General features: G+C 74.7%; 16 protein-coding genes. 11 read left to right on the forward strand and 5 right to left on the reverse strand.

Going from position 1 to position 26,523, the window contains the following annotated elements:
* Positions 1–30 precede the first annotated feature (30 nt).
* The gene (gene hutH, locus ACIP4P_RS01525) at positions 31–1,683 is read left to right on the forward strand and encodes a histidine ammonia-lyase (RefSeq protein WP_400913581.1); all 1,653 of its coding nucleotides are present in this window, start codon (positions 31–33) and stop codon (positions 1,681–1,683) included.
* Positions 1,680–3,593, forward strand: coding sequence for an AMP-binding protein (locus ACIP4P_RS01530; protein ID WP_400913584.1), 1,914 nt, complete (start codon positions 1,680–1,682; stop codon positions 3,591–3,593). The genes hutH and ACIP4P_RS01530 overlap by 4 nt, the downstream gene beginning before the upstream one ends.
* Before the next feature lie 58 nt (positions 3,594–3,651).
* Here ACIP4P_RS01530 and ACIP4P_RS01535 read toward each other — a convergent pair whose 3' ends face one another.
* Entirely contained in the window at positions 3,652–6,510 is a 2,859-nt protein-coding gene (locus tag ACIP4P_RS01535; protein WP_400913585.1) for a BTAD domain-containing putative transcriptional regulator, read from the reverse strand.
* Positions 6,507–7,301: a BTAD domain-containing putative transcriptional regulator gene (locus tag ACIP4P_RS01540; RefSeq protein ID WP_400913587.1), complete on the reverse strand. Its 795-nt coding sequence runs from the start codon at positions 7,299–7,301 to the stop codon at positions 6,507–6,509. Before ACIP4P_RS01540 ends, ACIP4P_RS01535 begins: the two co-directional genes overlap by 4 nt.
* Before the next feature lie 667 nt (positions 7,302–7,968).
* On the opposite strand from ACIP4P_RS01540, the gene ACIP4P_RS01545 reads away from it, so the two are divergent.
* The gene (locus ACIP4P_RS01545; RefSeq protein WP_400913588.1) at positions 7,969–9,153 is read left to right on the forward strand and encodes a cytochrome P450; all 1,185 of its coding nucleotides are present in this window, start codon (positions 7,969–7,971) and stop codon (positions 9,151–9,153) included.
* A gap of 27 nt (positions 9,154–9,180) precedes the next feature.
* Here the strand turns inward: ACIP4P_RS01545 and ACIP4P_RS01550 are convergent, their stop codons facing one another.
* Positions 9,181–12,129 (reverse strand): FAD-binding and (Fe-S)-binding domain-containing protein, encoded by a 2,949-nt coding sequence (locus tag ACIP4P_RS01550; RefSeq protein ID WP_400913589.1) that lies wholly within the window; start codon positions 12,127–12,129, stop codon positions 9,181–9,183.
* A 76-nt stretch (positions 12,130–12,205) separates the two neighbouring features.
* Positions 12,206–13,372: a pyridoxal-phosphate-dependent aminotransferase family protein gene (locus ACIP4P_RS01555; protein WP_400913590.1), complete on the reverse strand. Its 1,167-nt coding sequence runs from the start codon at positions 13,370–13,372 to the stop codon at positions 12,206–12,208.
* A 98-nt stretch (positions 13,373–13,470) separates the two neighbouring features.
* Here ACIP4P_RS01555 and ACIP4P_RS01560 point away from each other — a divergent pair, with 98 nt between their 5' ends.
* The 5 genes from ACIP4P_RS01560 (at position 13,471) to ACIP4P_RS01580 (ending at position 21,154) form a co-directional block, all read left to right on the forward strand.
* Positions 13,471–14,217 (forward strand): IclR family transcriptional regulator, encoded by a 747-nt coding sequence (locus ACIP4P_RS01560; protein WP_400913592.1) that lies wholly within the window; start codon positions 13,471–13,473, stop codon positions 14,215–14,217.
* Between the two features lie 233 nt (positions 14,218–14,450).
* Complete coding sequence (locus tag ACIP4P_RS01565; protein WP_400913593.1) at positions 14,451–16,082, forward strand: L-lactate permease; 1,632 nt, start codon at positions 14,451–14,453, stop codon at positions 16,080–16,082.
* A gap of 135 nt (positions 16,083–16,217) precedes the next feature.
* Positions 16,218–16,463, forward strand: a complete 246-nt coding sequence (locus tag ACIP4P_RS01570; protein WP_400913595.1) for a hypothetical protein — start codon at positions 16,218–16,220, stop codon at positions 16,461–16,463.
* A 77-nt stretch (positions 16,464–16,540) separates the two neighbouring features.
* Positions 16,541–19,999, forward strand: a complete 3,459-nt coding sequence (locus tag ACIP4P_RS01575) for a hypothetical protein (RefSeq protein WP_400913597.1) — start codon at positions 16,541–16,543, stop codon at positions 19,997–19,999.
* 84 nt (positions 20,000–20,083) lie between these two features.
* Positions 20,084–21,154 carry a LysR family transcriptional regulator gene (locus tag ACIP4P_RS01580; RefSeq protein WP_400913599.1) on the forward strand — a complete coding sequence of 357 codons (1,071 nt, stop codon included), beginning with the start codon at positions 20,084–20,086 and terminating at the stop codon, positions 21,152–21,154.
* Here ACIP4P_RS01580 and ACIP4P_RS01585 read toward each other — a convergent pair.
* Positions 21,085–22,503, reverse strand: a complete 1,419-nt coding sequence (locus tag ACIP4P_RS01585; RefSeq protein WP_400913600.1) for a CoA transferase — start codon at positions 22,501–22,503, stop codon at positions 21,085–21,087. The genes ACIP4P_RS01580 and ACIP4P_RS01585 overlap by 70 nt on opposite strands.
* Positions 22,504–22,800: 297 nt before the next feature.
* Between ACIP4P_RS01585 and ACIP4P_RS01590 the strand changes: the two genes are divergently transcribed.
* The 3 genes from ACIP4P_RS01590 to ACIP4P_RS01600 all read left to right on the forward strand — a co-directional run bounded on the left by ACIP4P_RS01590 (position 22,801) and on the right by ACIP4P_RS01600 (position 26,393).
* Positions 22,801–23,994: a CaiB/BaiF CoA transferase family protein gene (locus ACIP4P_RS01590; RefSeq protein WP_400913602.1), complete on the forward strand. Its 1,194-nt coding sequence runs from the start codon at positions 22,801–22,803 to the stop codon at positions 23,992–23,994.
* 144 nt (positions 23,995–24,138) lie between these two features.
* Positions 24,139–25,311 (forward strand): acyl-CoA dehydrogenase family protein, encoded by a 1,173-nt coding sequence (locus ACIP4P_RS01595; RefSeq protein WP_400913604.1) that lies wholly within the window; start codon positions 24,139–24,141, stop codon positions 25,309–25,311.
* A complete protein-coding gene (locus ACIP4P_RS01600) occupies positions 25,308–26,393 on the forward strand; it encodes an acyl-CoA dehydrogenase family protein (RefSeq protein ID WP_400913607.1) in 1,086 nt (361 codons plus the stop codon). The genes ACIP4P_RS01595 and ACIP4P_RS01600 overlap by 4 nt, the downstream gene beginning before the upstream one ends.
* Positions 26,394–26,523: the final 130 nt, after the last annotated feature.

Here is a 26,523-nt window from a genome sequence, read left to right on the forward strand (position 1 = left end):
GCAGCAACACGGCACCGAAAGAGGACTGACATGTCGATTTCCACCAGCGAGCGCGCGCACCCGTCCGATGCTCACCTGTCCGACGTCGCACTCGACGGCCACGGACTCGCCGTCGAGGACATCGTCTCCATCGCCCGGGACCCGGCCGGCCCGCTCGTCACCCTGGCGCCCGAGGCCGCCGACGCGATCGCCGCCTCCAACGCGCTCAAGCACCGGCTGATCGACTCCGGCACCCCGATCTACGGCGTGACCTCGGGGTTCGGCGACAGCAGCGCCCGCCAGGTCTCCAAGCGCAAGACCGGGCTGCTCCAGGAGAACCTGATCCGCTTCCTGTCCTCCGGCGTCGGCCCGACGGCCCGCGCCGACGTCGTCCGCGCCACCATGACGATCCGGGCCAACTGCCTGGCACGCGGCGTCTCCGGGGTGCGGCCGGAGCTGGTCTCCGCGCTGATCGACATGCTGAACGCGGACATCCTGCCGCAGATACCGGAGCGCGGCTCGGTCGGCGCCAGCGGGGACCTGGTGCCGCTGAGCTACCTGGCGGGCGCCGTCACCGGGCACGGCACGGTCACCCACCGGGGCCGTTCCAAGCCGGCCGCCGAGGCCCTCGCCGAGTGCGGGCTCAGCCCGCAGGTCCTGGAGGCCAAGGAGGGCCTGGCCCTGGTCAACGGCACCTCGTTCATGTCCGGCTTCGCCGTCCTCGCGCTGCACGACGCCCGGGAGCTGGCCTTCGCCGCCGACCTGTGCACCGCGCTCACCAGCCAGGTCCTGCTGGGCAATCCGGCGCACTTCGCCCCGTTCCTGTTCGAGGCGAAGCCGTACCAGGGCATGCTGGACAGCGCCGCGACCATCCGGGAGATCCTGGCCGCCGCCCCCGCCACCGAGCCGGGGATCCGGCTCTCCGGCGACGCCGACTTCACCGAACTGGAACGCGGCGTCCAGGACCGCTACTCGATCCGCTGCGCCCCGCACGTCACCGGCGTGCTGCGGGACACCGCCGACTGGGCCCACCGGCTGCTCTCGGTCGAGGTCAACTCGGCCAACGACAACCCGCTCTTCGACGTCGCCACCGGCACCGCGGGCAGCGGCGGCAACTTCTACGGCGGCCACGTCGCCCAGGCGATGGACGCCCTCAAGACCGCGGTGGCCGGCATCGGCGACCTGCTGGACCGCCAACTCGCCCTCGTCGTCGACGAGAAGTTCAACAACGGGCTGACCCCGAACCTCATCCCGCGGGTCTCGCCGGAGGAGTTCGAGGCCGGCCTCTTCCACGGCTTCAAGGGCATGCAGATCACCGCCTCCTCGCTGGCCGCCGAGGCGCTCAAGTGGACCATGCCGGCGGCCTCGTTCTCCCGCTCGACCGAGGCGCACAACCAGGACAAGGTCAGCATGGGCACCATCGCGGCCCGCGACGCCCGGTCGGTGGTCGAACTGGTCCAGCGGATCGCCGCCGTCCACCTGATCGCCCTGTGCCAGGCGGCCGACCTGCGCGGGCTCGACGAGCTCAGCGGGCCGACCCGGGCCGCCTACGACGCGGTGCGCGAGGTCTGCGCGTTCCTGGACAGCGACCGGCCGATGGACACCGCCATCGAGCAGGTGGCCGGGCTGATCCACTCCGGCGCGCTGCGCGGCGTGGTCGAGCAGCACACCCGGAAGGCCGACGCGGCCCGGGCGGGCCGGTGAGCCCGGACGCGGCGGGATCGGACGGCGGGGTGCCGGCGGCCGCCCTGGTGAAGGCCGGAGCGGCCGCCGCGGTCGCCGCCGAGGCGGAGGTGATCGCCCGACAGCGGGCCGACGGCAGCTGGCTGCTGCACGTCGCCGAGCCGTTGGGCGACCACCCGGCCACGCTCGCCGACGCCCTGCTCGACCAGGCGGCCCGCCGCCCCGACGCGGTGCTGGCGGCCGAGCGGGACGGCGACGGCTGGCGGACGCTGAGCTACGCCGAGGCGGCCCGGGCCGCCTCGGCCCTCGGCCAGGCGTACCTGGACCGGGGGCTCGGCCCGGGGCGCCCGGTGCTGCTGTTGTCCGGCAACTCGCTGGACCACCTGCTGCTCACCCTGGCCGGCTACCTCACCGGAGTCCCGGTCGTCCCGGTCAGCGCGGCCTACTCGCTGCGCGGCGGGGGCCACGGTCGGCTGCGGGCGATCGCCGAACTGGTTCGACCCGGGCTGGTGTTCGCGGAGGACGGCGGGCGCTACCGCGCGGCGCTGGACGTCGTCACGGCCGCTGCCACCGCCACCGCCGAGGCCGGTGCCACCGAGGCCGGTGCGGGACCCGTGACGGTGGTCTCCGGCCGGCCCGACCCGGCCGACCTGACCGTGCGGCAGCTGCGCGGCACGGCGGTCACCGCGGCGGTGCGCCGGGCCCACGAGGCCCTGACCCCGGACACGGTGGCGAAGATCCTCTTCACCTCGGGCTCCACCGGCACCCCCAAGGGTGTGCTCAACACCCACCGGATGCTCTGCGCCAACCAGCAGATGATCCGCCAGGTGTGGCCGTTCGTCGCCGCCGAGCCACCGGTGCTGACCGACTGGCTGCCGTGGAGCCACACCTTCGGCGGCAACCACAACCTGCACCTGGCCCTGTGCAACGGGGGCACCCTGTACATCGACGACGGCTCGCCGGTCGCCGACGGCTTCGCCCGTACCGTCGAGGCGCTGCGGCAGGTGCCGCCGACGGTCTGCGTCAACGTCCCGGCCGGCTACGCGCTGCTCGCCCAGCGGCTGGAGAACGACCTGCCGCTGGCCGAGCGGATCCTCTCCCGGGCCCGGCTGCTCGTCTACGCGGGCGCCGACCTGCCCGACGCCCTGCGGGAGCGGCTGCGGGCCCTGGCGCGCGGGGCGACCGGCCGGGAGATCCCCCTGGTGTCCTCCTGGGGCGCGACCGAGACCGGGCCGGCCGCCACCTCGACGTACGGCGGGGTCGGCGAGGGCATCGGCATTCCGCTGCCCGGGGTCGGGCTGAAGCTGGTGCCCACCGGGGGCGGGGTCGAACTGCGCGTCCGGGGAGCGTCGTTGACCGCCGGATACCTGGGCGCCGACCTCGGCGGATCACTCGACGAGGAGGGCTACTACCGCACCGGCGACGCCGCCCGCCTCCTCGACCCGGGCGGCGACCCCCGCCGGGGGCTGCGCTTCGACGGCCGGATCGCCGAGAACTTCAAGATCACCAACGGCACCTGGGTGCGGGCCGGCCGACTGCGCAACTCCCTGCTGTCGTCCGCCAAGGTGCTCTCCGACGTCGTGCTGACCGGCGGCGACCGGCCCTATGTGGCGGCGATCGGCTGGCTCTCCCTGGGCCGGGCCAACGACCTGCTCGGCACCCGGGCGACCGACCCCGCCGACCTGCTCCGCCGCGAGCGGCTGCACCGGCACCTCGCCGAGGCGCTGGCCCGCCTCAACGCCGGGGCGGGCGCGGCCTCCCGGGTCGAGCGGCTGGTGCTGGTCGCCGAACCGCCCAGCCTGGACGGCGGCGAACTCACCGACAAGGGCTACCTCAACCAGCGGGCGGTGCTCGACCGGCGGGCCGGGCTCCTCGACCTGCTCTACGCCGAGGAGCCCGACCGGGAGCGGGTGATCCTGGCCGGGCGGTGACCCGGACCGGCTAACCCCGCGCGGGCCGGGCTCACCCGCGCGGGACCGGCTCAACCGCTCACACGCAGAGCTGCCGCACGGCGGCCCGCAACCGCAGCAGCTCGGGTGCGACCGGCCGCGGACCGTCCGGCACCCGTGCCCGCTTGCTCCACCCCGTCACCGCCGCCCGCTTCTCGACCCGCTGGCCGCGCGGGATCCGCGCGTACGCGACCTCGCAGAGCAGCGGCTGACGGAACGCGAAGCGGCTGGTGCCGTCGGCGTCCGCGGGTGCGGGCCCCAGGATGCCGAGCCGGGCGAGGGTGTCGAGCGCGCCGTTCACCTCGTCGGTCCGCTCCCGCCGCAGGGCCGCGACCGCGTCCGGTCGGATGCCACCACCGAGCACCGCCGCGTCCTGCAGCACCGCCTTGAGGTTCGCGGGCAGGGCGTCCAACCGGGCCGACAGCACCCGGCGCACCGCCATCGGCACCTCGCCCAACGCGCCGTGGCGGGGCGCGGGTTCGGTGGCGTCGAGCCGGCGCAGCGCCAGCCGGACGAACTCCGTCACGAACAGCGGGTTGCCGTCGGCCAAGTCCGTCACCGCCGCGACCAGCTCGCGCACCAGCCCGGGCGGCGGGTCCGCCGGGTGCTGCGCCGCGATGACGGAGCGCGCCAGCCGGCCGACGGCGGCGTCGGACAACGGCGCCAGCGTGACGGTGCGGAGCGCCCCCGCGGCGCCCTGCCAGTCCGGCCGCCGGGCGAACAGCTCCGGACGGGCCGTGGCGACCACCAGCAGCCGGGACGGGCAGGGCGAGCGGACCAGCCGGTCGACGGTGTCGAGCAGGGGCTCGTCCGCCGAGTGCAGGTCGTCCACCACCATGACCACCGGCCGTTCGGCGGCCAGGCGTTCCAGCAGGGTGTGCCAGGCCGCCGTCACCTCCTCCGGGCCGGCGGTCCGCTCGTGGGCCGGCACGTGCCCGATCGGGACGACCAGCTGTTCGAACAGCTGCCGGGCCTCGGCCGGATCGGCGGCCACCCGGTCCACCGTCGCCCACAACTTCGCCCGGGCCGTCTCCGGCGGGTCGTCCGGCCGGATGCCGCAGCCCGCCGAGAGCTCGGCCGCCACGAACCGCAACGGGCTGTCGTCGACGGCGCACGGCACGATGTGCGCCACCAGCGGCCGGACCGCGGGCTCCTGCCGGGCGGCGAGCCGCTCGAACTCGTCGATCATCGCGCTCTTGCCCATGCCGGCCTCGCCGACCACGAGCAGCATGCGCGGCCCGGTACGTCCGTCCGGACTGTTTGGTGTGGCCGGTGTGTCCGCCCCGGCCGTGAGCAGGTCCGCCATCATCGCGGTCTCCCCGGCCCGTTCCAGGACGGGGGAGCCCTCGTCGCGCACGCCGTTGGAGCGCAGCCCGGTGACCGTCCAGATCGGCGAGTGGACGGAGGCCCGCCGGTACTCGATCCAGTTGTCGGTCTGCTCCCGGGTCGGCTCGCTGACCCAGACCTGGTCGCGCGGCACGAGCGGCAGCAGGGACAGCGGCCGGTCCACGGCCGCGCCGGTCACCGACGGCACGCCGGGCGCGTCCGGGCCGTACCGGACCAGCGCCTCGCCGGTGTCGACGGCCGCCCGCAGCGCCAGCCCGTCGGCGTCCGCGTACCGGAACCGCAGCCGGTGCCGCACCGCGAGGGCCATCAGCACCGCCCGCATCGCCTCGTTGCTGCGGATGCGCTGGGCACCGAAGAGGACCAGCCAGGAGGAGCCGATCCGCGCCGCGAGGGTGCCGCCGAACCGCTGGGCCTCGGACCGCACGAGCTCGTGCAGCTCCGTCATCACCCGGTCCAGGTGCTCCGGGTCCCCGCCCGGGTGCTCGGCGGGTACGGAGGCGTTGAGCAGGACGACGGTGACCTCCCGGCGCTCCTGGACGAGCTCCTCGGCGTCGCCGCCCGGGCCCGGGGCGCCCACCGCGGCCGGGCCGTCGGTCGGCCCGGGGCCACCGGACGGGCCCGGCGGCGGGCCGCCCCGGGTCGTCGCCGCGCAGCCGACCCGGGCGCCGCCGGGCAGGGGCGTGTACTCCAGCGCCGGGTCGTCGGTGAGGATCGCCTGCTGGACGCTCTGCAGGTCGCGCCCCGGGTCCAGGCCCAACTCCTCGGCCAGGTGGGCCCGGACCGACTGGTAGACGCCGAGCGCGTCGGACTGCCGGCCGCTGCGGTGCAGGGCCAGCATCAGCTGGCCGGCCAACCGTTCGCGGCGGGGGTGCGCCCGGCTCAGCTCCTGCAGCTCCGGCAGCACCGCCTGCTGGCGGCCGAGGGCGAGTTCGGCGTCGAACAGCTCCTCCAGCACGTCCAGCCGGGCGGTTTCGGCCGCCGCCAGCTCGGGCCACGCCAGCCCCATCCCCGCCTCGGCGAGGTCGCTGAGCGCGGGGCCGCGCCACAGGCCCAGGGCCTCGCGCCAGCGCTGGGCGGCGGCCGCCACCGCGCCGTCGCGCATCCGCGCGCGGCCGGTGGCCACCAGCTCCTGGAAGTGGTGCAGGTCGATCGTGCGCGGCTCGACCTCCAGGACGTAGCCGGGCGCCCGGGACCGCAGCACCACCGCGTCCGGCCCCGGGTGCAGCGGGTCGGTCTGGAGCAGGTTCCGCAGGTGCCAGACGGCGTTCTGCACCATCTTGCGGGCCGAGGAGGGCGGCGGGCCCTCCCACAGCGAGGAGATGAGTTGGCTGGTGGCCGTCACCTGGTTGTGGCGCAGGAGGAGGTAGCCCAGCACCGCCCGCTGGTTGACGCCGCTGAGTGGCTGCGGGGTGCCGTGCCGGAGGACCTCCAGCGGGCCCAGCACGTTGAACCGCAGGGTGCAGGGGTAGCCGGTGGCGCCGTCGCCCGTCGGGCCGTCGCTCGTCGGGCTGCCGTTCGTCATTCCGTCGTTCGTGATGCCGTCGTTCGTCATGCTGCCAGCCGTAGGACCGCGTCGGCCTCGTCCAACTCCGGCGCGTGGCTGAGCACCGCGCGTTCCAGGGCGTGCGAACGGGCACCGGGGGCGGCGGGGCCGTGCTCCGCGAGGGCGGTCCGGGCCCGGCGGTAGACGTCCAGCGCCTCCGCCTGGCGTCCGCTGCGGTACAGCGCGACCATGTGGAGCCGGCAGAGCCGCTCGCGGGTCGGACCGGCGGCCGTGGCGGCGCCCAGTTCGGCGACCACCTCGCGGTGGCGGCCGAGCATCAGGTCCGCCACCACCCGGTCCTCCAGGGCGCTCCAGCGCGCCTCGCGCAGGGCCGCCAGCTCGGGCCAGTCGACGCCCGCCTCGGCGAGGTCGGCCAGGGCGTCGCCGCGCCACAGCGCCTGCGCCTTCCGGAGGATGACGGAGGCGTGCTCCCAGGAGCGGTCGGCCGACGCCGCCGCCGCGCGTCGCACCAGCTCCCGGTGGCGGGTGTGGTCGACGCGGTCCGCGGCGACGTGGAGGACGTAGCCCCGGGGTTCGGTGCGCAGGTCGATCAGCGGTGCCTCCTGCGGGCTGCGCCCCGCCCGTATTCGCCGCAGCCCGGACACGGCGTTCTGCAGGATCTTGCGGGCGGTGGCCGGTTCGTCCGCCTCCCACAGGGCGGAGACGAGCCGTGTGGTGCCGACCGGGGTGTTGGCGTGGAGAACCAGGAATGCCAGGGCGGTTCGTTGTCGAATCCCGCCGAGTGCCACGGTCTCGCCGTCGTGGACCGCTGTGAGCGGTCCCAGAATACTGAAGTGCACGGAAATTCCCGTCTTGTCGAACTGCATTGCCGGTGACGGTCGTTCGACCCGTGCGTGACGGAGTCACCGCACTGGATCGCGACATCAACCTCAGGGAACCGCCGGGGAGAAGCGGGGCGTGGGGGAAGGTCGAGCGTGCTACTCCGTTGTAGCCGGGGGTGTGATTCCTGTCGGCCTCGATGTGGTCCGAATGGGCTGGTCAGCGGCTGTGTGCCATCCGGATCGTAAGGGAAGGGCAGGCGCGCGGAACAGGACGCGGTCGAAATCGGTCTTCGGCGAGATATTTTGCGTCATTGTCGGCCCGAAAGGATTGGAGGCCGGAATCGCGGGTTCCCTTCGCGGAAGTTACCGCACGCAAAGGCCACACATCCGACAACTGGAATCCGCCGGCTTCACAGATCGTTCGCCGACGGTTGGGTCACCATCCCGGTTACCGGAGGGTAGCAATCGGCCTGCCCCCATGGGGCCCGTTCACGGAAATCCCCCCGGCCGTGGCGGTCTTCGCCGCGCCGGTGGCCGGGCGTGGGGGCGGCTCCGGCTCGGGGGAGGGGGCGCGTGCGCGGTGGCCGCGCCCCCGCACGCCGTACCGGGCGGCGGCGGAGAGGCACGGCGGCAGGTGCACCTGGGTACCGGGAACGTCGACACCGGGCAGTCGTCAGGAGGGCGCATGAGTGCGCAGGAACCGCCGCCGATCTCGATCTTCTACCGGCGCGACGGGCTCGACCCGGGCCCGGCGCTGGGTGAGGCCCAGCGGGAGGACCCGGTGCGGCGGGTCCAGGACTTCTGGCTGTACCGGACCGGGGAGTACTGGTTGGTCACCCGGCATGCCGACGTGCGGCGGGTGCTGGCCGACGAGGAGACCTTCGGGATGCACGATCCGGACCGTGCCCCGATCCTGCCGCGCGAGCTGCTCAACATGGACGCGCCAGAGCACACCCGGCTGCGCCACGTCCTGACGCCGGAGTTCACCGGGCGGCGGATCCGCGCGCTGGAGCCGATGATCCGCACCCTGGTCGGCGAGTTGATCGACGCGATGGAGGCGGGCGGCCGCACGGCGGACCTGATGGCCGACTTCGCGCTGCCGCTGCCGCTCGGGGTGATCTGCGCGCTGCTCGGGGTGCCCGAGCCCGATCAGGCGGCGTTCCACCGGTGGTCCCGGACCACCCTGGACCTCGCGCTCCCGATGGAGGAACGGCTCGCGGCCGGGCGGGAGACGCAGGAGTACATCGCCGCGCTGGTCGCGGAGAAGCGCCGCAGCCCGGACGACGGGATGATCGGCATGCTGGTCAGGGAGCACGGCGGTGCGGTGGCGGACGCCGAACTGGTCGGTGTCGCCGAGCTGTTGCTGCTCGCCGGTCATGTGACGGTGTCCAACACGATCGGCCTGGGCGTGCTCGCGCTGCTGTCACACCCGGAGCAGGCCGGCCGGCTGCGTGCCGCCGCCGGGGCCGATCCGGTGATCGACTCCGCCGTCGAGGAGTTGCTGCGGTACCTGTCGGTGTCCAGCACCGCGCTGGCCCGGACGGCGCGGTGCGACACCGAGATCGGCGGCGTGCCGGTCAAGGCCGGCGAGCAGGTCGTCTGCCAACTGCCGGTGGCCAACCGCGATCCGGCCCTCGGCCCCGGCATGGACCGCTTCGACATCACCCGCAAACCGGTGTCGCACCTGGCCTTCGGGCACGGCGCGCACCACTGCCTCGGCGCACCGCTGGCCCGGATCGAACTGCGGATCGCGGTGCCCGAGTTGCTCCGGCGGCTGCCCGGACTGGCGCTCGGGTGCCCGGTCGAGGAGGTGCCCTACCGGGTCAACAACGAGGTCTACGGTCTGCACGCCCTGCCCGTCGTCTGGTGACCAGGGCGGTGGTACCCGGGGCGCCGGTCAGTCGGTCAGCAGTGCTTCGCGGATGAGTTGGACGGGGTGCCAGGAGCGGCGCTCCGTCCCGTGCAGGATCTGCTGGCGGCAGGAGGCGCCGGTGGCGACGATCATGGTGGACCCGGGTTCGGCCTCGACGGCGGGGAAGAGCCGGTCGCGCCCGACGGTCATGGAGACCTCGTAGTGCTCGCTCTCGTAACCGAAGGAGCCCGCCATCCCGCAGCACCCGGCGTCGAGTTCGACCACCTCGGCGCCGGGGATCCGGCGGAGCAGGGCCATCGTGGCGGCCGTGCCGACCTCGGCCTTCTGGTGGCAGTGCCCGTGGTAGAGCAGGCGGCGACCGGCGGGCCAGGCGTCGGGGTCCAACCGGAGCCGTCCGGTGTCGATGGCCTCGGTGAGGAGTTCCTCCACCTGCCGGACCCGGCCCGCGAGGTCCCGGACCACCGGGTCGTCCGGGTGCAGGGCTAGGTGTTCGTCCCGGAGTGTCATCAGGCAGGACGGCTCGCAGCCGGTGACCGGTGAGCCCGGGGCGCCGGTGGCGGCGAGGGCGTGGGCGAGGTCGGCGGACTGCCGTCGGGCGTCGTCCAGCAGGCCCTTGGAGAGGCTGGCCCGGCCGCAGCAGCCCTGGGCCGCGAGGCGGACCCGCCAGCCGGCCCGTTCCAGCAGTTCGACGGCGGCGCGGCCGATGGCGGGTTCGGTGTAGGTGGTGAAGGAGTCGGCGAGGAAGGTGACGTCACCCAACGGGGCGGCTTCGGCAGAGTGTTCGTGGCTGCGGAACCAGCGCGGCAGGTTGTCCCGGGCGAAGGTCGGCAGCGGCCTGGCGCCGGTGATGCCCAGCCGGCGTTCCAGCAGTCGGCGGACGAGCCGGCTGCGGCCCGGGAGGTTGGACAGCGGCGCGGTGGCCGAGCCGATCCGGTTGAGCAGCCGGATGGCGCCGAAGACCCGGGACCTGAGCGGCACGCCGTGCAGGTCGTGGTGGTGGGAGAGGGTCTCGGCCTTGAGGGCGGCCATGTCGACGCCCAGCGGGCACTCGCTCTTGCACGCCTTGCACATCAGGCAGAGGTCGAGGATCCCGTGCAGGCGCTCGTCCCCCAGGGCCCGCCGGGGGTCCGGCTCGGAGAGCGCCTTCACCAGGGCGTTGGCGCGGCCGCGGGTGGAGTGCTCCTCCTCCCGGGTGGCCATGTACGAGGGGCACATGGTGCCGGTGCCGCTCTTGCGGCACAGCCCGATGTTCATGCACCGGTCGGCGGCCCCGCGCATGCCGCCGAGGACCTCGAAGGAGAGCCGGGTGCGCAGTCCGGGCGCGGGGGGCAGGGCGGGGTCGCGCAGGTGGTCGGTCATGGCGGGGGCGTCGACGATCTTGCCGGGGTTGAGCAGGTTGCGGGGGTCGAAGAGTCGTTTCGTCCCGCGCATCGCCTGGTAGAGGTCCCGCCCGAAGAGCAGCGGGTTGAACTCGCTGCGGGCCAGACCGTCGCCGTGCTCGCTGGAGTTGACGCCGCCGTACTCGGTGACCAGGTCGCGGATCTCCTCCGCGACCGCCCGCATGGTGGCCACCTGGGCGGGGTCGGTGAGGTCCACGAAGGGGCGGATGTGCAGGCAGCCGACCGAGCAGTGGCCGTAGAAGCCCGCTGTCAGGCCGTGGCGTTCCAGCACCTGTTGGAAGCGGCGGGTGTAGGCGGCGAGGTGGACCGGGTCGACGGCGGTGTCCTCGACGAAGGCGAGCGGCCGGCGGGTGCCCTCGCCCGCCGCCATCAGCAGGCCGAGGCCGGCCGAGCGGACCTTGAGCAGGGCCTGCTGCTGGTGCGGGGTCACCGCGTGCAGGGTGTGGTAGCCGTGGCCGTGGCGGGCCCAGCGGGTGGTCAACTGCTGGAGTCGGCTGCGTAGTTCGCCCTCGTCGTCGCCGCTGAAGCTGACGAACAGCAGCGCGCCGGGGTCGCCCGTCAGGATGGTGCCGAGCGGGGCGTACTCGATCTTGCGCCGGGACAGCTCCAGGATCGTCCGGTCCATCAGCTCCACCGCGGCGGGGTCGCAGGCGAGGGCGTCCTCGGTGGCGTCCACGGCGTGGGCGACGGAGGTGAAGTGGCCGACGGCGATGACCGTGTGGGCGGGCCGGGGCACCAGGTCGACCAGGGCCCGGGTGGTGATGACCAGGGTGCCCTCCGAGCCGACGACGAACTTGGCGAGGTCGAAGGGGGCGTCCGTGCGGGCGAGCCGTTCGAGGCGGTAGCCGCCGGAGCGGCGCCAGAACTCCGGGGTTCCCTCGGCGATGGCCTGGGCGTTCGCCCGGACGATCCGCGGGAGTTCGCGGTAGACGGCGCCTTCGAGGGTCGGCAGGGCGGCCCGGCGGCGGTGCTCGGCCTCGTCGACGGGGGCGAGGCGGGCCCGGGAGGCGTCGGAGAGCACGACGTCGAGTTCCCGGACGTGGTCGATGGTCATCCCGTGGCGCAGGGATCCGCTGCCGCCCGAGTTGTTGCCGATCATGCCGCCGATGGTGGCCCGGTTGGCGGTGGAGGTGTCGGGGCCGAAGACCAGGCCCAACGGGGCCGCGGCGCGGTTGAGTTGGGCCTGGACCACGCCGGGTTCCACCAGGGCGGTGCGGGCCTCGCGGTCCAGTGCCACGATCCGGTTCAGGTGCCGGGAGAGGTCCAGGACCAGGCCGGGGCCCACGGTCTGCCCGGCGAGGCTGGTGCCCGCGCCGCGCGGCACCAGCGGGACGCCGTGCTCGGCCGCGGCGGCGACCGCGGCCTGGACGTCCTCCTCGTGCCGGGGCAGGACCACGCCGACCGGGGTGATCGCGTACATGCTGGCGTCGCGGGAGTAGAGGTGGCGGGTGTAGTCGTCGAAGCGGACCTCGCCGTCGAGGTCGCGGCGGAGGCGCTGTTCCAGCGCGCGGGTGTCGGGGGTGGGGCGGTCGTCGGGGCCGGGGGGCGGGGTGTCGGGGGTGCTCGCGGTCATGTCCGGTCGGCTCCAAGGGCGGGGAGGAGGACGGGGTGTCGCGGTGCGGGGGAGCGGGAGGTGCGGGGAGCGGGGGTTACGGCCGCCGGAGCACGTCGAGTGCCGCGCCGAGGCCGGCCGGGTCGATCGGCACCCCGGCGAGCTCCAGGCCCAGCTGCACCCCGCCGAGGGTGCCGATGAGCGTCAGGTCGTTGAGGTGGCCGAGGTGGCCGATCCGGAATACCCGGCCGGCGAGCCGGCCGAGACCGGCGCCGAGGGACATGTCGAAGCGCTCCAGGACGAGTTCGCGGAACCGGTCGGCGTCGTGGCCCGGGGGCAGCAGGACGGCGGTGAGCGAGCCGGAGTACTCGCGCTCGTCCGCGCACAGGACCTCCAGGCCCCAGCCTCGGACGGCGGCGCGGGTGGCGGCGCCGTGCCGGGCGTGCCGGGCGTGGACGCGGGCGTGGCCCTCGGCGTCGAGGATGCGCAGCGCCTCGTCCAGGCCGTAGAGCAGGTTGGTGGCGGGGGTGTACGGGAAGGAGCCGGTCCGGTTCGCCTCGATGACGGGTTCCCAGCTCCAGAAGGAGCGGGGGAGTCCGGCGGTGCGCGAGGCGACCAGGGCCTTGCGGCTGACCGCGTTGAAGCCCAGTCCGGGCGGCAGCATCAGGCCCTTCTGCGAGCCGGAGACCGTGACGTCCACGCCCCAGTCGTCGTGGCGGTACTCGAGGCAGCCGAGTGAGGAGACCGCGTCGACCAGCAGCAGGGCCGGATGGCCGGCCTCGTCCAGGGCGCGGCGCAGCTCCGGGATCCGGCTGGTCACGCCGGTGGACGTCTCGTTGTGGACGACGCAGACCGCCTTGATGCTCCGGTCGGTGTCCGCGGCGAGCCGCCGGGCGAGCTCCTCGGGGTCGGCGCCGTGCCGCCAGTCGCCGGGGACCAGGTCCACGGCGAGGCCGAGGGCCCGGGCCATCTCCTGCCAGAGCGTGGCGAACTGCCCGGTCTCGAAGCAGAGCACCCGGTCGCCGGGGCTGAGGGTGTTGACCAGGGCGGCCTCCCAGGCGCCGGTGCCCGAGGCGGGGTAGATCACGACCGGGCCCGAGGTGCCGAACACCGGGCCGATCGCCTTCAGCAGACGGAACGTCAGTGCGGCGAACTCCGGGCCGCGGTGGTCCGTGGTGGGCGCGGCCATCGCCCGCAGCACGGGGTCGGGCACGTTGGTGGGGCCGGGGATCTGGAGGAAGTGGCGGCCGGTGCGGAAGGACATGGGCGTCGAACCTCCTGGAGGCTTGTGCCGTCTGACGGCACGCCGTATCGTGATGCGGCATAGCGGAGCGTAGGCGTCACCCTCGGAGGGGGTCAAGGATGCAGAGCGTGCTGAATGCGCTGCGGGTGCTGGAGGAGGTCGCCGCGCGGCAGCCGATCGGGGTCGCGGAACTGGCGCGGGTCATGGAACTTCCGAAGAGCTCCGTGCAGCGGGCGTTGCAGACCCTGCACGCCGCGGGGTGGTTGGGCCCGGCGGACGGGACGCCCACCCGGTGGCAGGTCACCGCCAAGGCGCTGCAGATCGGCCGGCAGGCCACCGGTGAACTGGGCCTGCGGGACGCCGCCGTGCCGGTGATGGAGGAACTGCGCCGGGAGACCGGCGAGACGATCCACCTGGCCGTGCCGGAGGGCGGCCGGGTGATCCTGGTGGAGCGGCTGGAGACCAGCCAGCCGGTGCGGATCGTCCTCCCGCTCGGGCAGGACCTGCCCGCCCACGCCTCGGCCAACGGCAAGGCGGTGCTCGCCGCGAGCCCGCCCGAGGTCCTGGAGCGCTACCTGGCCGACGGGCTGGCCCGGTACACCGACACCACGATCACCGAACCCCGGTCGCTGCTGGAGGAGTTGGCGGAGGTCCGGCGCCGCGGCTACGCCACCAACGGCGGCGAGTGGCGCTCCGACGTCTCGGCCGTCGCCGCCGCGGTCATCGGGCGGCTCGGTGTGCCGGTCGCCAGCCTCAGCGTCAACGTGCCCGCCAGCCGGGCCACCGACGCCTCGCGGGCGGCGCACGGGGTGCTGGTCAGCGCGGCGGCGAAGCGGCTCGGCACGGTGCTGGGGGCACGGGGTTGAAGGCCGATTCATCACTCCTGCAAGGAATGTGACGAAGCATCAGAAGTATTGCTCTCGCTTCCGGGGGTGCCCCCGACCTCTTGACGGAGGTGTCGACGCCTCCCATGCTTGGCGGCTGATGGAACTCTGATTCCATGATGCGAAAACATGCGTGCGCCGATCGTCCGCGCCCGGATGGATCGTGCGTTCTTGCCTTCGCAGTCATCGCCGACTGGAGAGAGCGAGACCCACCCGTGTACCGCCAAGTCTCCGACCCGCTCGGGCACCCCGCGCTCGCCGCCCTGCTCGCCTCGACCCCCCTGCTCGTCCTGCTGGCCCTGCTCGGCGTGCTGCGCCTGAAGTCGCACTGGGCCGCCCTCGCCGGGCTCGCCACCGCCTTCCTGATCGCCACCGCCGGCTACGGCATGCCGCTCGGCCAGGCCGCCGACGGCGCACTGGAGGGGGCCGCCTTCGGGCTCTTCCCGATCGTCTGGATCATCCTCGGCGCGGTGTGGATCAACCGCCTGCAACGCGCCTCCGGGCACTTCGACCTGATCGGACGGACCTTCTCCGCGCTGTCCGACGACGTCCGGGTCCAGGCCGTCCTGATCGCCTTCTGCTTCGGGGCGATGATCGAATCCCTCTCGGGCTTCGGCACCCCCATCGCGGTCACCTCGCTGATCCTGCTCGGCCTGGGCCTGGACCCGCTGAAGGCCGCCGCCGTCGCCGCCTTCGCCAACACGGCCCCGGCGGCCTTCGGTTCGGTGGGCAATCCGATCCAGACCCTGGCTAAGGTCACCTCCCTGCCGGGGGCCGACCTCGGCGCCATGGTCGGCCGCCAGTCCGCCGTCATCGCGGCGCTGGTGCCGTTCGTCCTGCTGCTCCTCCTCGACGGGCGTCGCGGGCTGCGGGAGGCGTGGCCGGTGGCCCTGGTCGCCGGACTCGGCTTCGCCGTCGGCCAGTTCCTCTGCTCGAACTACCTCACCTACCAACTCACCGACCTGGCGGCGTCGTTGACCTCGCTCGCTGCGGTGGTCCTGCTGCTCCGGGTGCGGGCGCGAGGGCGTGGCAGGGGTGGGCGTGGCGGGGTCGGGCGCGGTACGGGTGGGAGCGGCACGGGTGCTTCCGGTGCGGAGCGCGCCCCGCGGCGGGAGGTGCTGCTGGCCTTCCTCCCGTACGCGGTCATCACCGCGCTGTTCGCCCTGGTGTCCTACGGCGGCCCGATCGCCCGCTTTGTGAAGGGCCGGGACGTCTCCTTCCCCTGGCCCGGCCTCCACGTGGTCAGCGCCACCGGCCGGCCCGTGGCGGTCACCACCTTCGACTTCGGCTGGCTCGGCGCGGCCGGGACGCTGCTCCTGGCCACCGGCGTGCTGACCGCCCTCGCCCTCCGCGTGCCACCCCGGCGGGCCCTGCGCTGCTACCTGGACGCGCTGCACCAGATCCGCTGGGCGGCGTTGACCATCGCCTGCGTCCTCGCCCTCTCCTACCTGATGAACCTCTCCGGGATGGCCTTCTCGATCGGCGCCTGGCTGGCGGGACTCGGCGGCGCCTTCGCCCTGTTCTCCGGCTTCACCGGCTGGTTCGGCGTGGCCCTCACCGGCTCCGACACCTCCTCCAACGCGCTGTTCGGGGCGATGCAGGTCTCGGCGGCCCAGCACATCGGACTGTCCCCGCTGCTGGCCGCCGCGACCACCAGTACCGGCGGCGTCCAGGGCAAGGCCGTCGCCATGCAGAACCTGGTGATCGCCGCGAGCGCGGTGGGGACCTACGGCCGGGAGGGGGAGGTGCTGCGCAGGATCATCGGCTGGAGCCTGGCCGTCCTCACGGTGCTCTGCCTCCTCGCCTGGCTCCAGTCCACCCCGGTCCTCGGCTGGATGGTCCCCTGACCGGACACGGCCGTCGACGGGACGTTGCGATTGGTTTGCCTGCACTTTGCGAACCCTTTAACCTTCTGGTGTTGCCGACCACGGGTCACGCCCCGCCGTGCGGGTCCGACCCAGAACCCGAGGACACCAGTTGTCATGAACGACCGTGAGCGCGTAAGGGTGTCGGACCTTCTGGGCCTGACCGGTGCACCGAGGGCCGGCGGCCGGTGGGCCGGCGTCGTGGACGTCCTGGCGATCCTGGTCGCACTGGTCGTCACCTCCTCGGTCTGCCGGGCCCTGGGACTCGGCACCTGGCTCGCTGCCCTGATCGGCGGCTGCGCGGGAGCGCTCACCCTCCGGTTGGACCTCGGTGCGCGCATCGTCCGGGGTCGGCGGGACTGACCTGCCTGGCGAGCGGCGTGGGCGGGGCCGGGAAAATCGGGTGCCCGAGGTGCTTATGGCGGGCAGAATCGGCGGCGATGCCTCAGTTGACTGCCGACCGGCTGCTCGCCGCCGTCGAACCGCTGCCCCATTCGCTCCGCCTGCGCGAGGTGGCCCGGACCGCCGCCGCCCTCGCCCCTGCCGAACTCCGTACGCTGCTCGCGGAGTTGGACGCCCGTGGCCCGTACGAACGTCGGCTCGGCGTGCTGGCCGCCTTCGCCGGGCGGCAGGGGCGGTACCTGCTGGAGCGGATCGACGATCCCGACCCGGTGGTGCGGCGCTACGCGCACCGGGCGATCGGGCAGCTGCCCGATCCGGACGCGGAGATCGAGGCCGTGCTGCTCACCGCCTCGAAGGCGGTCCGGGACGAGCTGGCCCGCGCCGTCCTGCGGGGCGGGCGGGCGGCGGTGGCCGAGCGGCTGGTGCCCGCCGTCCGCGAGCGGTGGGGTGCGGCCGAGGCGGCCCGGCTGCTGCCGGTCTGCTCGGCCGAGGTGGTCGCCGCCGAACTGCCCGGGCTGGCGCAGGCGATCACCTTCTCCGCCTCGCTGGGCCACCGCCACCCGGCGGCCGTACTGGACCAGGCCGAACGCCAACTCGCCGACCTGCCCTACGGGTTGCGGCAGGGCTACTGGGAGCGTCAGGCCCGCGGCCTGGCGGCAGCCGCCATCCGCGAACCGGCCCGGCTGCTGGAGCTGCTGGAACGCCACCCCGTGCACGCCCTGCCCGCCCCGCTGTGCGACCGGCTCGCCGACCTCGCCGCCGTCTCCGCGGCCGCCGCCGCGCGGACCGTCCGGCTGCTGCTCGCGATCGAGCGGCACCGCCACGACCCGCCGCTGCGGGCCGACCTGGCCCGGCGGCTGGTCGCGGCGCGGCCGCTGCCGCCGAGCCTCGCCGAGCTGGCGCGCCGCCACCGACCCGACCACCTGCTCCTGCTGCGGACGCTGCCCCCGGCCCGGCGCGCCGCCTTCTACGACGAGGTGGCGGCGCTGCCCGGCTCGGACCGGGCCTGGGACGGCACCGACGTGCTCGCCGCGCTGCCGCTGCCGGAGCGGCAGCTGCGGGCGCGGGCCCGGCTGGCGGAGGACGGCGAGGAGGTCGACTGGCTGGTCCTGCTGCCGGTCGCCGAGGCCCGGCCGAGGCTGCTGGCCGAGACCCGGGCGGCCGACGTCTGGGACCGGGGCTGGGCCTGGTCGCGGCTGGTGTCGCAGGCGGTACTGTCCGGGGAGCCGGGCGCCCTGTCCGGGGCGCTCGACCTGCTCGGCCGGCTGCGCAACGAGCAGGACCTGGTCCGGATGGATGCGCTGCGCGCCGTCGCGGAGGTGCCGCCGGGGCTGTTCGACGACACGGCCGCCGGGGCGCTGGAGCGGCTCACCGAGGACGCCCTGACGGCCCGGGACTGCTCGCCGGCCAGCCGCGCCGCGCTGGTCCGGCTCGCCGGGGCCGTCCTCGGCGAGCACGCGGGCGGGCCGGCCCGCGAACTGCTCGGCTGGGCCGTCCGTACGGTCGAACACACCGGCGGAGTGGACCTGGTCGTGCCGCGGGGGCGGGAGGACGCGGTGGTCGGGGAGCTGCGGGCCGCGCTGGAACGCTCTTCACACTCCCCGGACGCCGCCCTGCTGCTCGCCGTGGCCGGGGCGCTCGGCGACCGGGCCCGACGGGCCCCCGCGCTCGCCGAGCTGCTGGAACGGGTGCTGCACACGGGCGGCGAGGCCGCCGTCGGACGGGCCGTCGCCCTGCTGCTGGGCGATCCGGCCACCGCGCCCGAGCGGGTGGTCCAGGTGCTCGCGCTCAAGCCCTCGGCCATCGCGCTGGCCCCGGTACGGGCCGTCCTGACCGGGGTCCGGACCGACCTGCTCGACCCGCTGCTCGACCCGCTGCTCGGCACCGCCCTGACCGTTGCCGACCTCGTCAGGGCCGACCGCTGGCACCCCGCCCAGCAGCGGGCCGCCGCCGAGCGGCTCGCCCGGACGGCCGGCGACCCCGACCGGCCGTGGCGCGAGCGCGTCGCCGCCCTGCACGCCGCCGCCCGGATCCCCGGCCACGGTGCGGCCCTGCTGCGCCGGTACGTCGACGCCGCCGAGCCGGGCGAGCCCGTCGAGGCCGCGGCCCAGCCCGCCCAGCCCGCCGAGCCCGCCCAGCCCGCCGAGCGCGTCGGCGGCGCCGGGACCGTTCTCGCCGAGGCCGCGCTCGGCGCCCTGCCCTGGACCGAGCACCCCGCCGAGGCCCTGCCCGTCCTGCTCGCGCACGCCGGCGACGACCGGGCCCGGGTCGCCCTCTACGCGGCCGGCCGGGCCGCCCGGTACGCGCCGAGCGGCGAACTCGGGCCGCGGCTGCGCCGGATCGCCCTCGACACGGGGGCGCCGGGGGTGCCGGGGACTCCGGGGACTCCGGGGACGTCGGGGACGTCGGGGACGCCCGAGGTGAAGGGCGCGCCGGGCGCGAAGGTGACCAGCCGCAAGCAGGCCGTCCGGCTGGCCGCCGAGCACCTGCCGCTCGCCGAGGCCGCCGAGCTGCTGCGGGCGGCGTACACCGCGCCCGAGCAGCACCCGGACGTCCGTGCCGCCGTGCTGACGGTGATCGGCGGGCGGATCGCCGACCTGCCGCTGTGGGACGTGCTCACCGATGCCGCCGAGGACCCGTCGGGGCTGGCGGCCGGGCTCCTGCCGCACCTGCGCGTGCACCAGGTCCCGGCCGGGCAACGCCCCGCGCTCGGCGAGCTGATGGCCCGGCTGGCGGTCGCCGACGACCACCTCACCGCCGTATCCGCCCGAGGACAGCTGATCGCCTGGGGCCGGTACGCGCCGGAGGCCGTCCGGGCACTCGTCCCCCTGGCGACCGACCTCGCCGAGCGGGAACGCGGGGAGGGCGCAGCCCAGGTGTTGACCGGAGTGGCGCTGACCGACGCCCCGCACCCGCTCGGCGGTTGCGCGCCCGGCAGCGTCCTGGCGGACGCCCTGACCGCGCTGATCGAGGCCGTGCGGGCCGGGGATCCGGCGCTGCCCGGCCGGGACCAGCCGGCCCGACGGCGGATCGACGTGCTCACCCGCTGGATGTGGAGCCGGAACGCCTCCTCGGAATCCGTCCGGAGCACCCAACGGGCGGTCGGCACGCTCCTGTTGACCGAACCGGCGCTGCTGCCCGAGGCCACCCGCCGACTGGTCGCGGCCCTCGACCCGGACGCCCCCGAGTTCGGTGAACGCCTCACGGAGCTGACCGCCCTGCTGGCCGAGCGGCCGGTGCTGGCGGTGGCCACCGCCGAGACCCTGCGCCAGAAGGGCAACGGACGACGGGAGGCCCCCGAACACACCCTGACCGCCGCCCGCCGGCTGGCCGCCGAGGACGGACTCGCCCCGGGCCTGTTCGCCGTCGCGCTCATCACGGCCGGGGCCGAGCTCGAATGGCCCGCCGCCTGGCGGGAGGTGCTGGACACGCTCCGCCGCCATCCGCTGCCGGACGTCCGGGACGCCGCGCTGGCGGTGTACACCGACCCGGCGTGAGAGCCGGGCCGCCCACGGACCGGCTCTCCTGACGCGGACCAGCTCTCTTGATCATGACTCGCCGAGCGTCCTAGGGTGATCGACATGGAGCTCACCCCGCGCCTGCTCGAACAGTTCGTGGTGCTCGCCGAGGAGCGGCACTTCGGCCACGCGGCCCAACGGCTGTCGATGAGCCAGCCCCCGCTCAGCCAGGCGATCCAGCGGCTGGAGCGCGGCCTCGGCGTGCTGCTGCTGGAACGCACCAGCAGGGGAGTGCGGTTGACGGCGGCCGGGGCGGCGTTCGCGGCGGACGCCAAGCGGCTGCTGGAGGCGCAGGAGTCGGCCGTGGCCCGGGTGCGCCGGATCGCCCGGGGTGCGGAGGGGACGGTCCGGCTCGGCTACGTGAGCAGCCTCGGCTACTGGCACCTGCCCCAACTGCTCGCGCTGGCCGCCCGGGAGGCGCCCGGCCTCGACCTGGTGGTCCGTCAGCGTGGCTCCGCCGAACTCGCCGAGCAGGTCCGGCAGGGGGCGGTGGACCTGGCGCTGGTGCGGCTGCCGGTCTCCGACCGTACGGAGTTGGAGGTGCGGGAGGTGGCCGAGGAGCGCACCGTGCTGGCCGTCCCGGTCGGCCACCCGCTCGCCGGTGCCGCCTCGGTGCCGCTCGCCCGGCTCCGCGACGAGGAGTTCGCGACCGCCGACGAGGCCGCCGTGCCCCGGATCCGCGAACTGATCGGGGCGGCCTGCCGGGAGGCCGGCTTCGAGCCGCGGATCCGGGCCCGGGCGGAGGACCTGACGAGCATGCTGGGCCACACCGCGGCCGGCGTCTGCGTCGCCTTCGTGCCCGAGCGGGTCGCGGCGCCGGGCCACGCCCTGGTGCGCTTCGTCCCGGTCGAGGGCGGGGAGCGGCTGGTCACCACGGTCGCGGCGCTGAGCCGACCGGACGCCGACCCGGCCGTCGCCACCCTGCTGGAGCTGCTGCGGCGGCACCGCGCCGAGTTCGAGGGCCCCGAGTTGGAGGGTCCCGAGTTGGAGGGTCCCGAGTTGGAGGGTCCCGAGTTGGAGGGTCCCGAGTTCGAGAGCCCTGGGGCCGGCGCCCCGCAGGACGGTCACCAGGCGAACGGGGAGGCGCCCAGCGGCTCCGCGGTGCGGGTCAGCCGGGGCAGCAGCGAGGAGTAGCCGACCTGGGTCGGCAGATAGCACACCTCGCCGAACGGCCCGTGCACGGTGGCCAGTTCGACCGCCGCGAGGGCCGGGTCGGGGGCCGGTAGCTCGACCACCTCGGCGCGGGGGAGCAGGCCGAGGTCCTGGACCCACATGCAGACCCTCGCCAGATCGACGTGGACCCGGTAGCTGCCGCCCTCCCGGGCCCGGCGGCGCAGCGCCTCCAACGCCCCGGCGGTGCCGAGCACGGCGGCGAGGTAGTCGTTCAGCAGATAGGTCGGGGGCAGCCGGGGCGCGTCGAAGGAGCCCTCCTCGGCGGCGAAACCGGTGGCGGCGGAGGCCAGTTGGTCGAAGCCACCGCGCCCGGCCCACGGACCCTCGGCACCCCAGCCCAGGAAGTCCAGCACGACCAGACCGGGCCGCTGTTCGACCAGCTCGGCCGGGCCGAAGCCCTTGGCCTCCAGGTTCAGGTAGTTGCAGACGTAGAGGTCGGCGCGGGACAGCACGGACCGGAAGGCGGCGGCCTGCTCCGGGTCGATCAGGTCGCAGAAGGCGGCCCGCTTGCCGATGCCGGTCTCGACGATCATCCCGACCGGGTCCGGATGCCCGGGGGCGGACACGTGCAGGACGTCGGCGCCCAGTTCGGCGGTGATCCGCGCGGCGATCGGGCCCGCGATCACATGGGTGTTGTCCAGCACCCGCACCCCGGCGAGCGGCAGGTCGGGCCCGGCCGCCGGGAACGGCTCCGGCGCGCTGTCACCGATCCGCTCGATCCGGATCAGCGGCCCGTCCGCCAGCAGCCGGCCCTGCGGGTGCCGTCGCCACTCCTCCTGGGTGCGCACCGCGATGGCGGTGCCGCCGCGCCCGCAGATCGCCTCCTCCAGCTGCAGCGCGTTCCACCGGGCGACGGCGGCGGCGATCCGCTCGCGGTCCGGCGGGCAGTCCAGCACCCGGCAGGCGATGTCCCGCAACTGCGGGTAGGAGAAGAGCAGGTAGACGAAGCGGCCGTCGGCGGCGCGGTAGAAGTCGTTGTGGCCCAGGAGGTTGGGGTCGTCCATCAACCGCCCGACCGGAACGCCCCGCATCCGGGTGAAGAAGACCGCCATCAGCTGGCTCACCGCCGCCTCGACCGAGACCGTGACGTCCTGCGCCGCACCGCCGCGCTCCCGGTGGACGGCCGCGACCTCGGTGCCCAGCGCCGCCAGCGCGGCGGCCGCGGCCTCGCCGATCCGGTGCACCGAGGGCGTCACCGGGTCGGCCCCGGAGATCGTCACGGAGCCGCCGGTCTCCGCCGCCGTGATCCCCAACTCGCGGTACAGGCCCGCCAGGGCGTCGTACCCGGTGCCGGTCTGCTCGATGTCCATGTCCGGTTCTCCTCGGAGGACGTGGTGAGCCGCGCGGTGCGCGGCGGTCGGCCCGATCGGGACGGCCTCGACCAGCACAACCGATGTCGGGCGACACCGTCCAATACCGATTGCCCTCAGCACCGATATCCCCTGTCATATACGGCGATTCGGAGGGCCGACATATCCTCCGCCCTATCGTTCCGGCGCCCGATTCATATTGGACGGAGCCGATTCCACCGGGGTTTTCTGGATGGCGGAACGAGGGCCGCGACACCGGCCCCGACCCGCACCGCGACTTTCAGGAGGTACCGGCAGATGACCGGTCAGCCGAACACCCCGTCCGGGCACGGGCTCCTCGCCGGAGTCCGCGTCGTCGAACTGGCCAGCGTGATCATGGGCCCCTACGCCGCCCAGCAACTCGGCGACCTCGGCGCCGACGTGATCAAGGTCGAACCGCCGACCGGCGACATGACCCGCCACTACCCGCCGCGCCGCCACCCCGGCATGGGCGGCGCCACGCTCAACCTCAACCGCAACAAACGCAGCGTCGCCATCGACCTCAAGGCCCCGCACGGCCGCGACGCCCTGCTCGCCCTGCTGCGCACCGCCGACGTCTTCATCACCAACCTGCGCCCCCAGGCGCTGGAACGGCTGCGGCTGGACCACGACTCGGTCGCCGCCGTCAACCCCGGACTGATCTACGCCAGCGCCCAGGGCTACCGCAGCGACAGCGCCTACGGCACCCGGGCCGCCTACGACGACATCGTCCAGGCCGCCAGCGGACTGGTCTGGCTCAACCACCAGGTCTCTGGCCGCCCGCACTACGTGCCCACCGTGCTCGCCGACAAGATCTGCGGGATGCAGATCGCCCAGTCGGTACTGGCCGCCCTGCACTACCGGGAGCACGGCGGCACCGGCCAGCACATCGAGGTCCCGATGGTCGACACCATGCTCGCCTTCAACCTGGTCGAACACCTGGGCGCGGCCGCCCTGGAGCCGGACGGCGCCTTCGGCTCGACCCGCTCGCTCAGCCCCGAGCGCCGCGCCCAGCGCACCGCGGACGGCTGGATGTGCATCCTGCCGCAGAGCGACCGCAACTGGCGGGACTTCACCGCCTTCGTCGACCGCCCCGAACTGGCCGACGACCCCCGCTTCACCAGCGGCCCCGACCGGGCCCGGCACGCCGACGAGCTCTACCGGGTGATGGCCGAACTGACCCCGCTGCACACCAGCGCCCGGTGGCAGGAGTTCTGCGACCGGACCGGCATCGCCGCGGCCCCGGTGCTCGACCTGGCGGCCGCCGCCACCACCGCCTACGCCCGCGAGGGCGGCCTGCTGCGCGAGGCCGACCACCCGAGCGAGGGCCGCTACCGGGTGATCGGCCGCCCGGTGCGCTACTCGGCCGACCCCGAACCGCCGCTGCGGCCCTGCCCGACGATCGGCCAGCACACCGACGAGGTGCTGCGCGAGGTCGGCTTCGACCCCGCGCTGCTCCGCCCGGTCGGCTGACCGGCGAGCGGCACCGCCTTTTCATATGGCCCATTCCGTCCCCGCCTCTTCCGTACTCGCCTCTTCCGTACCGAATTTCCGTACCGGCTTTCTCGGAAGCCCGCCGCAGTCCAGTAATTCACCGAATCCTGGAGCGAATGAACCATGTCCACCGCCACGCTTTCACCGACCGCCGTCCCCGAAGCCGCGCTGCCCGCATCGGCCCGCCGGCTCCGCGCCGAGGTCCGAGCCTTCCTCGACGAGGAACGCGCCCGCGGCACCGTGCTCGGCCGCCCCGATTCCTGGCTGGCCGGCTGGGACCCGGACTTCAGCCACCGCCTGGCCGAACGCGGTTGGGTCGGCATGGCCCTGCCCGCGGAGTACGGCGGTGCCGGCCGGGGCTTCCTGGAGCGCTACGTGGTGATCGAGGAACTGCTCGCCGCCGGCGCCCCGGTCAGCGCGCACTGGGTCTCCGACCGGCAGGCCGGCCCGTCGATCCTCCAGCACGGCACCGAGGAGCAGCGCCGCTTCTTCCTGCCCCGGATCGCCGCCGGGGAGTGCTTCTTCTCGATCGGGATGAGCGAGAAGAGCAGTGGCTCCGACCTCGCCTCGGTTCGCACCCGGGCCGAACGCATCGACGGCGGTTGGACGTTGACCGGCACCAAGATGTGGACCGGCGGCGCCCACGCCAACGACTACGCCATCGTGCTGGCCCGCACCGACGAGGCCGAGGACCGGCACGCCGGACTCAGCCAGTTCATCGTCGACCTGCGCGCCCCCGGGGTGCGGATCGAGCCGATCCACCTGATGAGCGGCGAACACCGCTTCAACGCCTTCCACCTGGCGGGCGTCGAGGTCCCGGACGACCGGCTGCTCGGCCGGCAGGGCGACGGCTGGCGGCAGGTCACCGGCGAGCTGGCCTTCGAACGCAGCGGCCCCGAGCGCTACCTCTCCACCTTCCCGCTGCTGGTCTCCCTCCTCCGGGAACTCGACCGGCGCGCCGTGACCACCGAACAGCTCACCCGGGTCGGCCTGTTGACGGCCCGGCTGCACGGCATCCGCCGGCTGTCCCTCGGCGTGGCGGCGGCCCTGGACGCCGGAGCCGCCCCCGACACCCAGGCGGCCCTGGTCAAGGACCTCGGCACCCGGCTGGAGGGCACCCTGGTCGACACCGTCCGCGGCATCCTGCCGACCCCGGCCGACCCGGAGGCCACCCCCGGCAGCCACGCCGAACTCCTCGCCTTCGCCCTGCTGCACAGCCCGGGGTACACCCTGCGCGGCGGCACCAACGAGATCCTGCGCGGCATCATCACGCGCGGTCTGGAGCAGAACCGATGAACACCACCCACCGCACCGACGCCCACACCATCGTCACGGACACCCCCGTGATCCCGGCCGACGCGTACGACACCGAGGCCTTCTTCGCCGACCCGGACGCCATCGCCGTCGTCGCCAACGCCACCGCTCCGGACGCCGTCGCCCTCCCCGGTCCCGACGCCACCACCGCCGAACTCCTCACCGCCGTACGGGAGGTGGGGCGCCGGGCGGTGCCCGGACCGTTCGCCGAGACCGCGCTGGTCGCCCGCCCGCTGCTGGGCCGCGTCGGACTGCCCGTCCCGGACGGCCCGCTCAGTTACGCCGTCGCCCCCGAGCTGACCGTGCGGTACGCCCACCCGGCCGCCTCGGCCGTCGGCTCGGCGGGCAGTCTGGGCGAGGACGACACCCTGCTGGTCGCCGGCACCCTGCGCCGGGTGCCCTGGGCCCGTACCGCCGAGGCCGTGGTCGTGCTCGCCACCGCGCCCTTCGGGCCCGTGCTGTTCACCCTCGCCCCGACGGAGGCCGCCTTCGCGCCCGGCGCCAACCTCGCGGGGGAGCCGCGCGACGACCTGTACCTGGCCGGGCTGGAGATCCCCGCCACTCGGGTCCGCCGGATCCCCCGGGAGCTGCTGGAGGAGGCCGGGCTGCGCGCGGCGCTGGCCCGGGCGGCCCTGATCGCCGGCGCCGCCGAGCGCTGCGTGGAGCTGACCGTCGCCCACACCACCGCCCGCACCCAGTTCGGCCGTTCGCTCAGCCACTTCCAGGCCGTCAAGCAGGAGGAGGCGCGGCTGATCGAGGAGACCGCCCTGGTCGGCGCCGCCGTCCGGGCCGCCGCCGAGCCGCTGGACGCCGGTGGCCCGGCCGCCCGGTTCGCCGTCGTCGCCGCCAAGACCCAGGCCTCCGCCTCGGTGGCCGAAATCGCCCGGATCGCCCACCAGTTGCACGGAGCCATCGGCATCACCCGGCTGCACCCGCTCCACCTCGCCACCACCCGGCTCTGGTCCTGGCGCGACGAGGACGGCGACGAGACCGTCTGGGCCGCCCGGTTGGGCCGGGAGGTCACCGCCGACACCCTGTGGCCGGCCCTCACCGCCACCCCCTGACCGCGGGACCGTCCTCTCCGCAGACGTCCGCCCCGCCGACCCGGCCCCCGCCCGGTCGGCGAGGCGGACCCGGTTCGTCAGGCAGGGAACGGGCCCGCTACGGTGAGGACTTCGCGGCCGGTGGCGCCGA

It is taken from the genome of Kitasatospora sp. NPDC089509, from assembly GCF_044749365.1.
Lineage (GTDB): Bacteria > Actinomycetota > Actinomycetes > Streptomycetales > Streptomycetaceae > Kitasatospora.

Coding starts and splice junctions, on each gene's coding strand:
- ACIP4P_RS01555 (WP_400913590.1), bottom strand. CDS start 13,372: ATGTCCTTCCGCACCGGCCGCCACTTCCTCCAGATCCCCGGCCCCACC.
- ACIP4P_RS01585 (WP_400913600.1), bottom strand. CDS start 22,503: ATGGACATCGAGCAGACCGGCACCGGGTACGACGCCCTGGCGGGCCTG.
- ACIP4P_RS01580 (WP_400913599.1), top strand. CDS start 20,084: ATGGAGCTCACCCCGCGCCTGCTCGAACAGTTCGTGGTGCTCGCCGAG.
- ACIP4P_RS01560 (WP_400913592.1), top strand. CDS start 13,471: ATGCAGAGCGTGCTGAATGCGCTGCGGGTGCTGGAGGAGGTCGCCGCG.
- ACIP4P_RS01535 (WP_400913585.1), bottom strand. CDS start 6,510: ATGACGAACGACGGCATCACGAACGACGGAATGACGAACGGCAGCCCG.
- ACIP4P_RS01575 (WP_400913597.1), top strand. CDS start 16,541: ATGCCTCAGTTGACTGCCGACCGGCTGCTCGCCGCCGTCGAACCGCTG.
- hutH (WP_400913581.1), top strand. CDS start 31: ATGTCGATTTCCACCAGCGAGCGCGCGCACCCGTCCGATGCTCACCTG.
- ACIP4P_RS01545 (WP_400913588.1), top strand. CDS start 7,969: ATGAGTGCGCAGGAACCGCCGCCGATCTCGATCTTCTACCGGCGCGAC.
- ACIP4P_RS01595 (WP_400913604.1), top strand. CDS start 24,139: ATGTCCACCGCCACGCTTTCACCGACCGCCGTCCCCGAAGCCGCGCTG.
- ACIP4P_RS01590 (WP_400913602.1), top strand. CDS start 22,801: ATGACCGGTCAGCCGAACACCCCGTCCGGGCACGGGCTCCTCGCCGGA.
- ACIP4P_RS01570 (WP_400913595.1), top strand. CDS start 16,218: ATGAACGACCGTGAGCGCGTAAGGGTGTCGGACCTTCTGGGCCTGACC.
- ACIP4P_RS01600 (WP_400913607.1), top strand. CDS start 25,308: ATGAACACCACCCACCGCACCGACGCCCACACCATCGTCACGGACACC.
- ACIP4P_RS01550 (WP_400913589.1), bottom strand. CDS start 12,129: ATGACCGCGAGCACCCCCGACACCCCGCCCCCCGGCCCCGACGACCGC.